14 protein-coding genes and 1 other annotated feature are annotated in these 12,677 nt (G+C 50.1%); of the genes, 13 read left to right on the top strand and 1 reads right to left on the bottom strand.

The window, feature by feature from the left end:
- The first annotated feature begins 10 nt into the window (after positions 1 to 10).
- From ACGCCZ_RS14230 to ACGCCZ_RS14185, 10 genes are all read left to right on the top strand, one after another.
- Entirely contained in the window at positions 11 to 622 is a 612-nt protein-coding gene (locus ACGCCZ_RS14230) for a pentapeptide repeat-containing protein (protein WP_054323777.1), read from the top strand.
- A 450-nt stretch (positions 623 to 1,072) separates the two neighbouring features.
- Positions 1,073 to 3,388, top strand: a complete 2,316-nt coding sequence (locus tag ACGCCZ_RS14225) for an anaerobic ribonucleoside triphosphate reductase (protein WP_411656365.1) — start codon at positions 1,073 to 1,075, stop codon at positions 3,386 to 3,388.
- A gap of 26 nt (positions 3,389 to 3,414) precedes the next feature.
- A complete protein-coding gene (nrdD, locus tag ACGCCZ_RS14220) occupies positions 3,415 to 3,609 on the top strand; it encodes an anaerobic ribonucleoside-triphosphate reductase (protein WP_411656364.1) in 195 nt (64 codons plus the stop codon).
- Entirely contained in the window at positions 3,590 to 4,099 is a 510-nt protein-coding gene (nrdG, locus tag ACGCCZ_RS14215) for an anaerobic ribonucleoside-triphosphate reductase activating protein (protein ID WP_054323776.1), read from the top strand. Before nrdD ends, nrdG begins: the two co-directional genes overlap by 20 nt.
- Before the next feature lie 224 nt (positions 4,100 to 4,323).
- Complete coding sequence (locus ACGCCZ_RS14210; RefSeq protein ID WP_153802344.1) at positions 4,324 to 4,467, top strand: hypothetical protein; 144 nt, start codon at positions 4,324 to 4,326, stop codon at positions 4,465 to 4,467.
- Positions 4,468 to 4,537: 70 nt separating this feature from the next.
- Positions 4,538 to 4,768, top strand: coding sequence for a hypothetical protein (locus ACGCCZ_RS14205; protein ID WP_411656363.1), 231 nt, complete (start codon positions 4,538 to 4,540; stop codon positions 4,766 to 4,768).
- 187 nt (positions 4,769 to 4,955) lie between these two features.
- Positions 4,956 to 5,957, top strand: a complete 1,002-nt coding sequence (locus ACGCCZ_RS14200; RefSeq protein ID WP_411656362.1) for a hypothetical protein — start codon at positions 4,956 to 4,958, stop codon at positions 5,955 to 5,957.
- Positions 5,958 to 6,033: 76 nt separating this feature from the next.
- Positions 6,034 to 6,540: an ATP-binding cassette domain-containing protein gene (locus ACGCCZ_RS14195; protein WP_054323772.1), complete on the top strand. Its 507-nt coding sequence runs from the start codon at positions 6,034 to 6,036 to the stop codon at positions 6,538 to 6,540.
- Entirely contained in the window at positions 6,537 to 6,971 is a 435-nt protein-coding gene (locus ACGCCZ_RS14190) for a hypothetical protein (RefSeq protein ID WP_054323771.1), read from the top strand. Before ACGCCZ_RS14195 ends, ACGCCZ_RS14190 begins: the two co-directional genes overlap by 4 nt.
- 223 nt (positions 6,972 to 7,194) lie before the next feature.
- Complete coding sequence (locus ACGCCZ_RS14185; RefSeq protein WP_152918333.1) at positions 7,195 to 7,800, top strand: hypothetical protein; 606 nt, start codon at positions 7,195 to 7,197, stop codon at positions 7,798 to 7,800.
- A gap of 135 nt (positions 7,801 to 7,935) precedes the next feature.
- Here ACGCCZ_RS14185 and ACGCCZ_RS14180 read toward each other — a convergent pair whose 3' ends face one another.
- The gene (locus ACGCCZ_RS14180) at positions 7,936 to 9,351 is read right to left on the bottom strand and encodes a TrpB-like pyridoxal phosphate-dependent enzyme (RefSeq protein WP_054323769.1); all 1,416 of its coding nucleotides are present in this window, start codon (positions 9,349 to 9,351) and stop codon (positions 7,936 to 7,938) included.
- 46 nt (positions 9,352 to 9,397) lie between these two features.
- Positions 9,398 to 9,644, bottom strand: a binding site (T-box leader).
- A 185-nt stretch (positions 9,645 to 9,829) separates the two neighbouring features.
- Here ACGCCZ_RS14180 and ACGCCZ_RS14175 point away from each other — a divergent pair.
- The 3 genes from ACGCCZ_RS14175 (at position 9,830) to fba (ending at position 12,573) form a co-directional block, all read left to right on the top strand.
- A complete protein-coding gene (locus ACGCCZ_RS14175) occupies positions 9,830 to 10,606 on the top strand; it encodes an enhanced serine sensitivity protein SseB C-terminal domain-containing protein (RefSeq protein ID WP_054323768.1) in 777 nt (258 codons plus the stop codon).
- The gene (locus ACGCCZ_RS14170) at positions 10,607 to 11,401 is read left to right on the top strand and encodes a DNA-3-methyladenine glycosylase family protein (protein ID WP_054323767.1); all 795 of its coding nucleotides are present in this window, start codon (positions 10,607 to 10,609) and stop codon (positions 11,399 to 11,401) included.
- A gap of 233 nt (positions 11,402 to 11,634) precedes the next feature.
- On the top strand, positions 11,635 to 12,573 hold the full coding sequence (gene fba / locus ACGCCZ_RS14165) for a class II fructose-1,6-bisphosphate aldolase (RefSeq protein WP_054323766.1): 939 nt from the start codon (positions 11,635 to 11,637) through the stop codon (positions 12,571 to 12,573).
- Positions 12,574 to 12,677 lie beyond the last annotated feature (104 nt).

Raw genomic sequence — 12,677 nt, 5'->3', positions numbered from 1 at the left:
GGAGAACACCATGGAACTTGCATTGACGGCCAAACAATATGAGGGGCAGGACCTGGGCGATGTGGATTTTGCGGACCGGGAACTGCGCGGTGTGCGCTTTGTCAACTGCCGGTTTTACGGGGCGGCGATGAGTGGGTTGTTCACACGGGACTGTGCCTTTTTGAACTGCATTTTTTCGTTTGCCGCTTTGAATGGAAGCGTCCATATCGCTACCTTGTTCCAAAACTGTACGTTTAACGGAGCCAGTTTGTTTAGCGCAGAAATGAAGGACTGTAAGTGCAGTGGCAGCAGTTTTGCCGGCGCCAATCTAACAGGTTTCACGCTCCACGGCGGAAATTTTTCGGATACTGTCTTTGATGGCTGTGACCTGCGCATGATGGACCTACAAGGAATCTGCTTCTCTCATGCATTTTTTCAAGGCGCCAACTTGGAAAAAGCGGATCTACGCGGCTGTGACTGTTCGCATGCCGTATTTGCAGATGCTTTTTTGAAAGGAACGGATCTGCGCGGCGCCAAATTGAACGGTGTGGATGTGCGGAGGATGCGTTTCCAGAACACCCGAATCGATTTGGAGCAGGCGGTTCAGTTTGCGGAAAGTTTGGGATGCACACTATCCGGTTGACCAAAAGCACACAGGGAGGCCCTAGAACTCCTTTTGTATGGTTGGCGGATCGCAATTCCGGTGCTCCTAGCAGGAATGTTTAAAAAATTTTTTGGTACAAAATGGGAACAAATTATACAGAATGGAATCGACGCGCGGAGAGCAAGAACGGCTTCTTCCGCGCGTTTCCGGCGATTTGGGCCCTTTTTAGATGGGTGTTTTCAGTAAATACGACATCTAGTATTTGTCAGACTATATGTTGACATGAACCCCAATATGTAGTAAAATGCAATCCTGGTAAAAGGAGCTTGTAAATACAAATAAACGATGCGGGCAGAATAAAGCCAAAGAGAGCTGCTGGTAAGCGCACGGTGCAAAAAGTTTTTTGTACCCTTTGTGAAAAGGAAAAGCCGGCATCGGTCAGAAAGATTCCCCAGCGGACCGGAGAGCCGCCCGGAATATTCCCGCTGGATGTCGAAAGAGAGGATGGAAGCTGTGGCACTTCAAATAAAAAAGAGAAACGGCGTTGTGGTCGAGTTCAATGCCCAAAAGATTCGCAATGCCATTTTTAAAGCCAATGTTGCGGTTACCGATGAAGGAATGACCGGTGCAGCGTTGGATCAGTTGACGAAAAAGGTTGCAGATGCATTTACAGACAACGTGATCCCCACGGTAGAGGATGTACAGGACAAAGTGGAAGAGATGTTGATTGCGGCAGATTATGCTAAGACTGCAAAGGCGTACATCTTGTACCGCGCGGAGCATGCAAAGATTCGTCAGGCTGAAGGAGACCTGATGGATATTTATAAAGAGTTGACTTTTCGGGATGCGCGTGACGTGGACATCAAGCGCGAGAATGCAAACATCGATACCGATACAGCCATGGGAACCATGCTCAAGTATGGCTCTGAGGGCTCCAAGTACTTTATCAACAATTATGTACTGCCAAAGGATATTGCATCAGCGCACATCAACGGCGATATCCACATCCATGACGAAGATTTTTATATGCTGACAGAAACCTGCTGTCAGATTGATCTGCTCAAGCTTTTTAAGGGTGGATTTTGTACAGGGCACGGTTTCCTTCGGGAGCCGAACGACATCCGCAGTTATGCCGCGCTGGCGTGTATTGCAATTCAGGCCAATCAGAACGAAATGCACGGCGGACAGAGTATCCCCAATTTCGATTATTCCATGGCGCCGGGCGTTGCCAAGACCTTCCGCAAGGCGTACTATCGTGAACTGGCGAAATATCTCCATATCACAAAGGGAATGTCCATGAGCGATGCCAAGGCGTTGGCATCTACCGTTCAAAACGATCTGCCCGGCCCGGTAAAGCTCGGCAATACCGACGAATACGGCAAGGCGGTGATCGCTTATCTGCCGCGCCATCAACGGGAGAACGGCTTTGAAGAAATCACAGAAGCAGAGGCCCGTGAGGCGCATCAATATGCAGTGGAGGCGGCGACTACCAGTACAAATGATGCTACTTATCAGGCGATGGAAGCACTGGTGCACAATTTGAATACCATGCATTCCCGTGCAGGCGCCCAAGTGCCATTTTCCTCTTTGAACTACGGCACCGATACGTCCCCGGAGGCGCGTATGGTGATTCGAAACCTGTTGCTTGCCACAGACCGCGGCTTGGGCGACGGGGAAACCCCCATCTTCCCTGTGCAGATTTTTAAGGTGAAAGAGGGAATCAGTTACAACGAGGGAGATCCGAACTATGACCTCTTTAAACTGGCTTGCCGGGTAAGCGCAAAGCGGCTGTTCCCCAATTTCAGTTTCCTCGACGCGCCGTTCAACCTCCAGTATTACAAAGAAGGCGATTATGATACGGAGGTCTCCTATATGGGCTGCCGGACCCGTGTGATGGGCAATGTGCATGACCGTACACATGAGACTACGTGTGGGCGCGGCAATCTGAGTTTTACTTCCATCAATCTGCCCCGCATCGGTATTGAAGCAAAGGGCGACATCAAGCGTTTTTACGAGCTGCTCGACAAGCGCATTGATCTGGTGATTCGCCAGCTGTTACACCGGTTCCAGATTCAGTGCAGCAAGAAGGTGTACAATTACCCCTTTCTGATGGGACAGGGGGTTTGGCTGGATTCGGATAAGCTGGGCCCGGAAGATAATATTGCAGAGGTGCTCAAGCACGGTACGCTCAGCATCGGGTTTATCGGCTTGGCTGAAACCTTGAAGGCCCTAACCGGAAAGCATCATGGGGAGAGCGAAGAATGCCAAAAACTTGGTCTGGAGATCGTCGGCTATATGCGCAAGCGTATGGATGAGGAAAGTGAAAAGAGCGGGCTTAACTTTACGCTCTTGGCTACGCCTGCGGAAGGATTGTCCGGCCGTTTTGTCCGTATTGACAAAAAAAAGTATGGCATTATCCCTGGAATTACGGACCGCGAGTATTATACCAACAGTTTCCATATTCCGGTGTATTATCCGATCAATGCCTATCGAAAGATTCAGTTGGAAGCACCTTATCATGCGTTGACCAATGCAGGCCACATCAGTTATGTGGAATTGGATGGCGATACAGCGAAGAATGTGGATGCATTTGAGTCCATTATCCGCTGTATGAAGGAGGCCGGCATCGGGTACGGTTCGGTAAACCATCCGGTAGACCGTGACCCGATCTGTGGTTATACCGGCGTGATTGACGACGTTTGCCCGCGGTGTGGACGCCATGAAGGGGAAGGAATTTCCATGGAGAAGCTGGATGAGCTGCGCAAGCGCTATCCCGGCGTGCCACACTTTGCAGGAAAAACTTGAGTAAATGTTGATAGAACACATTTGGAATGAAAATAAATCTGAAAAGGAGTTTGATGATGATGGCAACGACTCATGTAACAGCAAATTTGGTCGGCGAGGGCGTCGGCTTTGAAAGAATCCGCAGGATTACCGGCTACTTGGTCGGCACGATGGACCGGTTCAACGATGCGAAGCGCGCGGAAGAACACGACCGTGTGAAGCATGGCCTCTCTAAGAATTAGCGGTATTGTACCGGAGTCGATTGTGGATGGAAAGGGCATCCGCTATGTGATCTTTACACAGGGATGCCCACACCACTGCCCCGGTTGCCATAACCCACAGACACATGATTTTTTCGGCGGCCATATGGTGGACACGGACGATCTTCTGGAGGAGCTGCGGGAGAACCCGCTGTTAAAAGGGGTGACCTTCAGCGGAGGAGAGCCTTTTTGTCAACCGGCGCCGTTGGCGGAGCTGGCGCGTAAAATCCACGCGTGCGGCCTGGACGTGACCGTCTATACGGGGTACACCTATGAGCAATTGATCGACCAGCACAATCCGGATACGGATGAACTGCTTCGGCAGGCGGATGTTTTGATTGACGGCCGCTACGAGCAGGACAAGCGCGACTTGACGCTCCGCTTCCGCGGGAGCAGCAACCAGCGTGTGATCGACATGAACCGCACCCGCGCAGAGGGGCGGGTTGTCACCGACCCGTTGGATGAAGAATAAAATCGAAGAGCCGTTGCCTTACAATCCCAAAAAGGGAATAAAAGGCAGCGGCTTTCTTTATTGCAAATTTGTAATATGTAAAAAATAACCTAAATATTGAAAAATTATCAAAAATGTTTTATTCTATATTTAGAAAAGATACTAACGGAGAGAAGTTTTCTCCAGCGCGCGGAAAAACTCTTTTAGGAAAGCATGCAAAACAGAAGTTGATAAGGAGGTTTATCATGAAAAAGACAATGCGACGGACAATTGCGGTCTTATGCATGGCCGCGACAGCAGTCACCTGCACGCTCCCGGCGTTTGCAGCTTCCGATGCGCTTATACGGGCGGCGAAACGCGGAAAAAACAGCGTTTGCGTTTACAATTGAAAACAGAGGAGGGTCTGTAAGTTCTCCGGATCCCGCCGATAAGGCGGATGGTTTACATGCATGGGTTTCCGTGGACAGGAATCCAGTATATTGGCCGTCAGAGGATGGCATTGTGTTCAGGGTGAGGAATGAGAAGCGGCAGTATGCTACAGAAGCAAAGACCTTTGACAATGGGGCGAAGGATACACTGGAATATTTAAGCGGACAGAATTATTATGGAACGAAATGGCTGTATGGGAGTATCGATGATACAAAGGCTGGCGATGATTCCCTTGTTGTAAGCGGGGAGCGGACCCCGTAAGAGTTTTTCGGGGGAATCAGCGATGGTTCCCCCCTTGCCGTAGTGGGAGGAATGATTGGTGAACTATAAAATGGTTTGTTGCGTTCTGGCCATATGTTTTTGCTTTTGTGCAACTTCATGCGTTAGAGATTCGGGGGAAAATTCTGAAACGATCTCTTCTTCCACATCCCTTTCCGATTCAAAAGAATTGGGAGAGAAAAAAATACATGAGGATATAACCTTCGAGCTGTCCCAAATTGAGAATGCAGGGAGAGCGCACGGTTCCAGTTATTCCGTAGAGAAAACGGATTTTGTATGGACACAGGTAAAGGATATTCTTTTAGAGGATAAAGAGATTGAAACAGAGCAGGAGCTATCGGAAGGATATACGTGCGCAACCTCTGATAGCGACCTTCTCACCGTGACCGGGGGTGGCAATATTTTTTTTGCCACAGATCGATATCTCAATAAGATAAGCCCGACCGTGACGGTTCAGGAAAATGCGCCCGGTTATAATGGGGATCATTTTGACGCCCAAAAGGATCTACCTTTTATGACGCAGGACCAAGCAATCAAAAAAGCGTTATCCTTGCTGGATAACCTCAAAATAACCAATATGGCCGTACAAAAGACATATGTTTTGGAGCACAGTCAATTGCAGAAGGAACAGGATGCATTAGCGGAAGCAGGGGAAGCCTGGACATTTGATAAAGAAAAAAATGAACGAATTCCAGTTGCGGTTCAGTATACGGAGGAAGATGACTTCTATTATTTCACCTTATGGGAGACGTTGGATGGGATCCATATTACCCCATATCCACACGGCTCTCCCGACGACGATTCCTATGTGACGGGCGCCAGAGCAGAGATGATCTTATCAAGCAGGGGAATCGAATATCTGTCTGTGGAAAGCCATTACATGGTCATGAATAAAGAAGAAGAAGAGGCGCTGATTCGCCCTGAACAGGCCATTCAAGCTTTAGAAAATAAGTATGATCAGATCATTCTTTCCAATCCGGTCACCGTGGAAAATATGTCCCTATTATATGTACCGGAAATTGTCAATAAAAATGAAAATAAATTTGAACTGACCCCTGTATGGGCCTTTTTTACAACAGAAGAGATTACAGCCCTCGGCGCAAAGGATAACAAGGCAATTAAAGAAACCATGGTTTATTTCAATGCGGTTAATGGGAAAGAAATTGTTTGAAGATCCCGAAACGCTGCCGGATATATCAATGTTTTGTCCTGTTAGAAAAATTGTTTGATGATCTGAACAGGAAGAGATGGAGTTAGAGATGCGTGTTTCTCTCAATCTGTTAAAAATGGATTTATTGCGCCTGGTAAAAAGTCTGGATTTTTGGGGAGGCATTGTGCTTATTTTCTTTTTTCTCTGGTTTGGAATATGGGATGATTTTAAGATCAGTTCCGCTGATGTCGTTTATTATGTTAGCCTGTCTCACCTGACTATTTTTTATCAATTATCGCTGGCTAAAAACAAGGTTGGCCACTATTCTATGGGGATGCGTCAAAGGCTGGGGATTGCGCAGTCGATTATGGAAAGGCCAAGGATATTGATTCTCGACGAGCCAATGAACGGGTTGGATGAGGATGGGGTAAGCGAGATGAGGAGCCTTTTTAATGATTTAAAAAGAAAGGGGACTACAATTGTTTTGGCAACGCACAATTTGGACGACATGAAAATCCTATGTGATTTTGTATACGAAATGAAAAAAGGCGTTTTACAGCCTAAGGGAGTTGGGCAATCCGGTGGGGATGGGGAACTTTCATGAGGCCAAAGTGGAAAAGGTTTCTTACCGTGGCGGCCGTTTTGGCTGCCCTCGTTTGTATCTGGTTCTTTACAGGAAATACGACGATACAAGGGGACGCCATCGACCGGCTGGTGATCTCTTCGATCCCACGGATGGATTTGCAGAAGGAGACGGAGAACCCGGAGGACATCCAGATGTTTGCCGGGCGCTGGAACCAGCTCCCCTGCTATCCGTCGCTCCCGCCGCTGGGCAACGGGACCATCGGATGGTTCCGGTTCCGCACAAGGGAAACCGGCAATGTCCACCGGGTATTTATCACCGGTTCCCACACGATCACTTTTGACAATCGGCCGTACTATACCCCGGTGGATTTGGGCCAGTGGTTTCCGGAGCTCTACCAATCCCTGGAGGATGTGCTGGAGGAGCCGTTTTCCTATGAGACTTCGTCATAAGCGAATGTTTCCATCGAATCCTTCCCGGACATGGAAGATCGAATCGAACCCGGTGGCAAGAAGAAGGGCTTTGAAGAGCACGATGTCGTTGTGAAAAAGATGCACATAAGGAAAAAACTTATAATGAGTGTGTTATTTTAAAGCTAGTAAATTTAAAGCTAATCAAGCGGAGAATGATTTGGCTTTTACCTTCGATGAAACCATTTGGATGGGAGGAAATCCGATGATCTGCATTCAAAACAAAAGAGGGACAGGCCGTGCGATTTTGTTGACCCTGTTTCTGGCGTTCCTTTTACCGGCGGGCGCCGCGCCGGCACAGGCGGCGGGCGGGACCAGCGTCTCAATGGATGGCAAAGATGTGAATTCCAGCACAGTGGTCGTTTTGCCAAAGGATGCAGCCGTAGCGTTTTCACTCAAGTTGAACGGAACTTATGGAAAGGGATATACCAGCGGGAATGGCACTGTGGCGCAGACCGGGACGGTGCAGCGGTTTGCCGACGGGCAGGCCGTCTATGCGGTCAAAGCGGTCGGGCAGCCGGGCGAGAGCGCGGGTCTGTACATCGACGGAGAAAAGATTTTGGAAATGAAAATTGCAGCGGGAGCGGTATGTCCCGCCTGCGGGGAGACGGACTGTGCGTTTGTCCAAGTGGAAGATGGAAGCTGGCGGACGGACGGCGAACAACGGGACTGTGTACATTATGCCTATGGGAAAGATACCCGCGAGGCAATGGACGTATATAATATCTATACATGTTCCAAATGCGGGGCATCCCCCAAAATGCAAACCGGGATTGCACACCGGTGGATCTGCCATGGTTCACGTGGGTAATGTGATTTCCTTTCCACAGAATACCGGATAAGTCAAAAACGGAAAAACAGAAGCTGGAACCCAAGATGGATTCCAGCTTCTGTTTTTCTATCGGATTTCAGGTTAAAAAAGAAGGTTGTATACAATACCATCGGATTACCGGCGTGCCGGCGCGGGATCGCGGGCAGGTTCCGCCGGGCGGCCGGGAATCTTTGGAAGGGAATCGAAGCCCGGCTGCAAGTCAGCGTCGGTCGGGATGTAATCGGTCATGGTCTTCTCCATGTAGGAGGTATAAGCGGCCATATCGAAGTAGCCGGTCCCGGTCAAGCCGAACAGGATGGTCTTTTCCTCGCCGGTCTCCTTGCACTTGAGGGCCTCGTCGATCGCCACGCGGATGGCGTGGGAGGACTCCGGTGCGGGAAGGATGGTCTCCACGCGCGCAAACAGCGTTGCCGCGTCGAATACCTTGGTCTGCTCGACGGAACGGGCTTCGTCGATCCAGCCGTCGTGGTAGAGTTTGGACACGATCGGGGACATGCCGTGGTAACGCAGACCGCCCGCATGGTTCGGAGAGGGGATGAACCCGCTGCCCAGGGTGTACATGCGCGCCAGCGGCGTGACCTTTCCGGTATCGCAATAGTCGTACGCATACAGGCCGCGGGTCAGGGACGGACAGGAGGCGGGCTCGACCGCGATGAAATACGGGTTCTTTTTGCCCAAAAGTTTATCTTGCATGAAGGGGGCGATCAAGCCGCCCAGGTTGGAACCGCCGCCAGCACAACCGATCACAATATCCGGGTACTCGCCGAGAATATCCATGGCCTTTTTGGCCTCCAGGCCGATGATGGACTGGTGCAATAGGACCTGGTTTAGAACCGAACCGAGCACATAACGGCACCCCTGGGTCGTGGTGGCCACTTCGATTGCTTCGGAGATCGCACAACCCAAGCTTCCCGTCGTGTCTGGATTGTTTGCCAGGATAGCGCGGCCCACCTGGGTGGTGTCGCTTGGACTGGGGATAACATTTGCACCAAAGGTCTGCATAATCGCCTTGCGGTATGGCTTTTGATTATAAGAGCCCTTTACCATAAAGACGGTTAGTGGGATTCCAAAATATCCGCACGCTTCAGCAAGGGCGGTTCCCCACTGCCCGGCGCCGGTTTCCGTGGTCAAGCTGGTCATCCCCTGCTTTTTGGCATAGTAGGCCTGCGCGACCGCAGAATTCAACTTATGGCTGCCGGATGTGTTGTTCCCCTCAAACTTAAAGTAAATCTTTGCCGGTGTGCCAAGGTATTTTTCAAGGTCATAGGCGCGGTTCAGCGGGGAGGGCCGGTAGGCTTTATAGATGTTCAGCACTTCCTCGGGAATATCAAAATAGCGAGTCGTGCTGTCCATCTCCTGCGCCGCCAGTTCTTCGCAGAAAATCGGATAAAGCTCTGGGGTCTTGATCGGCTCAAAAGTTGCCGGGTTCAGCATTGGGTCGGGCTGATCCTTCATATCCGCGCGCAGATTGTACCATTGTGTGGGGATTTGCTCCTCTGTTAAATTAAATCTGTGTGGAATCTTTGCCATGGTCGTTTCCTCCTTTGTTCAGATAAACAAAAAAGCCCTTGCCCCTCTCAGGGACAAGAGCATTTACTCCTGCGGTACCACCCGGATTGCGTTTTCACGCCGCTTGTTCCGCACACTTCCATGTGCGCTCCCTTGGTAACGGGTGGAGATCCCGTCGGAAGCTACTGGGAATTTCATCCGTTCGCCCCGCCCTCATAAGCCCATTCCATAGACCGCTGCCCACCACAATCACACCACCTGTGGCTCTCTTTTGAGCGCTTTGCCTATGTACTCTCCTTACTCAACGGTTTCTTTTGTTGATTTCATTATAGAAATCGGAGGCGCGTTTGTCAAGAGAGAGATTCAAATATTTTTATTTTCCACTTAAATTTAACGCTTTATAGCAAATAATACAAAGAGAGCGTCGTGTTTTACTTGCAAAAATAGGAGTATAGGGATATAATCATACAAATACCAAATTTTTAGGAGGAACCAATTTATGCAGCTTAACCAACCTGTTCAAAATCCTGCGTTTATCAGCAAGCTCAAGCAGTTTGATTCAAATAAAACAAGGAAAGACGAACTGGAACTCATCGAAGAAATGCGCAAAATGCGCTACATCACCCCGGTGACCTTGACCGGAAAATCCGAAGATGGAACGCCCAACCAGCAGACCCAGGTCAAGTTCCGGGCCGCGACTACCACAAAGGGCGAGAGCTTTTTTGCTATGTTCTCTGATATGGACGAGCTTAAAAAGTGGGCAGCGGATGCAGAGGACACGATGACCCTCGATTTCTCCGAATTGCGCACGCTGGTACATGGCCAGAAAGGCCAGGTGGCGGGTTTTGTAGTCAATCCATCGACGCAGAACTTGGTGATCCGCACCAACACCATGGAGCAGATCGCCCATCCGCTTCAGCAGCGTCCGATCAGCCCCGACATGGTTGTGTTGTCCAAGCCCGATCCGTATCCGACAGAACTGGTAAAGGCGCTCTGCGATTTCTTTAAAACCCGCAACGAAGTGCTCAGCGCATGGCTGTTCACAGCGAACTACAAGGCCAACGCCACCGAGCCGCATCATCTGGTAATTGTCAGCCTCACCCAGGGGGTACAGCAGGAAGAACTCTTTAAGGCGACCATCGACGCTTGCCATAAGGCAATGAAGGCGGGAGAATTCCTGGATCTGATGCCGTCGAGCGGAAAGTTTGGCAAAGAGGCAATCGAAGACAAAAAGCCGTTCTATCGCAAAGGAATCACGGTTGAACCGGAGGCTTAAATGTCCGTTCTGCGCGATTTTGATTTAACAGCGACTTTGGAATGTGGACAGTGCTTTCGCTGGGACAGACAACCGGATGGCTCCTATCGGGGAATTGCTGGAGGGCGTTTACTCTGCATAGCGGAGAACCACACAGAGGAGGCCGAGAAAGATCCGTTTTGGCGCGTCTATTTTGACTTGGACCGCGATTACGCGGCCATTCGGGATGAACTGGCACAGGTTGATCCGGTTTTGGCAAAAGCAGCAGCTTTTGCCCCTGGTATCCGTATTTTGCAGCAAGATCCGTGGGAGGCGCTCTGTTCGTTTATTATTTCACAAAACAATAATATTCCTCGAATCAAGGGGATTGTCGCGCGCCTTTGCCAGGCGTTCGGTGAGAAGACGGCGTCCGGTATTTTGTGTTTCCCGACGCCGGATCGTCTTGCCCGCGAGAACGAGGAAGCACTCGCGTGCCTGCGCTGTGGATTCCGGGCACGGTACATACTCGATGCAGCACGAAAAGTGGCGGGTGGACAGATCGACTTGGAGAGCCTTCGGACCCAACCGCTTGCAAAAGCGCGTGAACAGCTGATGACCATCGTAGGGGTTGGCCCAAAGGTGGCGGACTGTGCTCTGCTTTATGGACTGCACCGGCTGGATGCTTTCCCCATGGATATATGGATGAAGCGTGCTATGAAGGAATGGTTCCCGGGCAAACAGCCGGAGGACTTTGGTCCGTACGCTGGAATTGCACAGCAATATCTATTTCACTACATTCGTACAACTGCCTCGGGGGAGCGGTCTGTGAGTGCGTAAGAGAGGGAAAAGGCAATCGTCGATTTCAGGCACAGGTGGGGTTTTCGCCTGTGCCTTTTTGCATGAAATAACTTTTTGGACGTTCACGAAGGATGTAATAGGAGGGGGCTTTTATTTGGTTAGCCTCTGCTTATAATCTCACCCATTCTCTGCTTGCTTTTTTGCCAAAAGGTATTTCTTTTTTGTAGAATGTGCGGTATAATAAAGGCATCTAAAAGATAGGAGTGATTCCAATGGCATTGGTAAATACCAAGGAAATGTTCAAAAAGGCATACGACGGTGGCTATGCGATCGGCGCGTTCAATATTAACGATATGGAAATCATCCAGGGCATTATGAGCGCCTGTGCGGAGCTGAAGGCCCCTGTGATTTTGCAGGTTTCTTCCAGCGCCCGTAAATATGCGCATCCGGCTTATCTGGTAAAGATGGTCGAAGCTGCTGTCAAGGAGAATCCGGACATTCCGGTTGCTCTGCATTTGGACCATGGCCCGTCCTTTGAGATGTGCAAGGCTTGCATCGACGACGGCTTCACTTCCGTTATGTATGACGGTTCCGCAAAGCCCTATGAGGAGAATGTGGAAGAAGCTCGCAGAGTGGTAGAGTATGCACACAAGTACAACGTCACAGTAGAAGCCGAGCTGGGCAAGCTCGCCGGCGTTGAGGACGACGTCAAGGTAGAAGACGACAAAGCACAGTTTACGGACCCGGACGAGGTTCAGGATTTTGTAACACGGACAGGCGTGGACTCCCTTGCGATTGCAATTGGTACGAGCCACGGTGCTTACAAGTTTAAACCCGGCCAGAAACCGAAGCTGCGCCTTGATATTCTTGAAGAAGTTTCAAACCGCCTGCCGGGCTTCCCGATCGTACTGCACGGCGCCTCCTCTGTCCTCCCGGAGTTTGTGCAGATGGTCAATCAGTTCGGTGGTCAGATGCCCGATGCAATCGGCATCCCGGAAGAGATGTTGCGTGAAGCGGCAGCAAAGGCTGTCTGCAAGATCAACGTGGACTCCGATCTCCGTCTTGCAATGACTGCGACGGTTCGCAAGTATTTTGCAGAGAATCCGTCCCACTTTGACCCCCGCCAGTATCTGGGCGTTGCGCGTGACGCAATTCAGGGCCTTGTGGAGCATAAGATTAAGACGGTTCTCGGCTGCGAGGGCAAAGCATAATTGTAATACTTCTCAATGAAATCTGTAGAGGGTGTCCCAAAAGTCATGAAATGACGGAAGGATACCCTCATTTTTTTGAAACTCAAATATTTTTCCAAACAGAA

The sequence above is a fragment of the Anaeromassilibacillus sp. SJQ-1 genome (assembly GCF_046693725.1).
Classification (GTDB): domain Bacteria; phylum Bacillota; class Clostridia; order Oscillospirales; family Acutalibacteraceae; genus Anaeromassilibacillus.
The sequence above is the reverse complement of the archived record's forward strand: the minus strand, read 5'-3'. Positions and strand labels throughout refer to the sequence as shown.

Coding starts and splice junctions, on each gene's coding strand:
- ACGCCZ_RS14230 (WP_054323777.1), top strand. CDS start 11: ATGGAACTTGCATTGACGGCCAAACAATATGAGGGGCAGGACCTGGGC.
- ACGCCZ_RS14225 (WP_411656365.1), top strand. CDS start 1,073: ATGTCGAAAGAGAGGATGGAAGCTGTGGCACTTCAAATAAAAAAGAGA.
- nrdD (WP_411656364.1), top strand. CDS start 3,415: ATGAAAATAAATCTGAAAAGGAGTTTGATGATGATGGCAACGACTCAT.
- nrdG (WP_054323776.1), top strand. CDS start 3,590: ATGGCCTCTCTAAGAATTAGCGGTATTGTACCGGAGTCGATTGTGGAT.
- ACGCCZ_RS14210 (WP_153802344.1), top strand. CDS start 4,324: ATGAAAAAGACAATGCGACGGACAATTGCGGTCTTATGCATGGCCGCG.
- ACGCCZ_RS14195 (WP_054323772.1), top strand. CDS start 6,034: ATGGAGTTAGAGATGCGTGTTTCTCTCAATCTGTTAAAAATGGATTTA.
- ACGCCZ_RS14190 (WP_054323771.1), top strand. CDS start 6,537: ATGAGGCCAAAGTGGAAAAGGTTTCTTACCGTGGCGGCCGTTTTGGCT.
- ACGCCZ_RS14185 (WP_152918333.1), top strand. CDS start 7,195: ATGATCTGCATTCAAAACAAAAGAGGGACAGGCCGTGCGATTTTGTTG.
- ACGCCZ_RS14180 (WP_054323769.1), bottom strand. CDS start 9,351: ATGGCAAAGATTCCACACAGATTTAATTTAACAGAGGAGCAAATCCCC.
- ACGCCZ_RS14175 (WP_054323768.1), top strand. CDS start 9,830: ATGCAGCTTAACCAACCTGTTCAAAATCCTGCGTTTATCAGCAAGCTC.
- ACGCCZ_RS14170 (WP_054323767.1), top strand. CDS start 10,607: ATGTCCGTTCTGCGCGATTTTGATTTAACAGCGACTTTGGAATGTGGA.
- fba (WP_054323766.1), top strand. CDS start 11,635: ATGGCATTGGTAAATACCAAGGAAATGTTCAAAAAGGCATACGACGGT.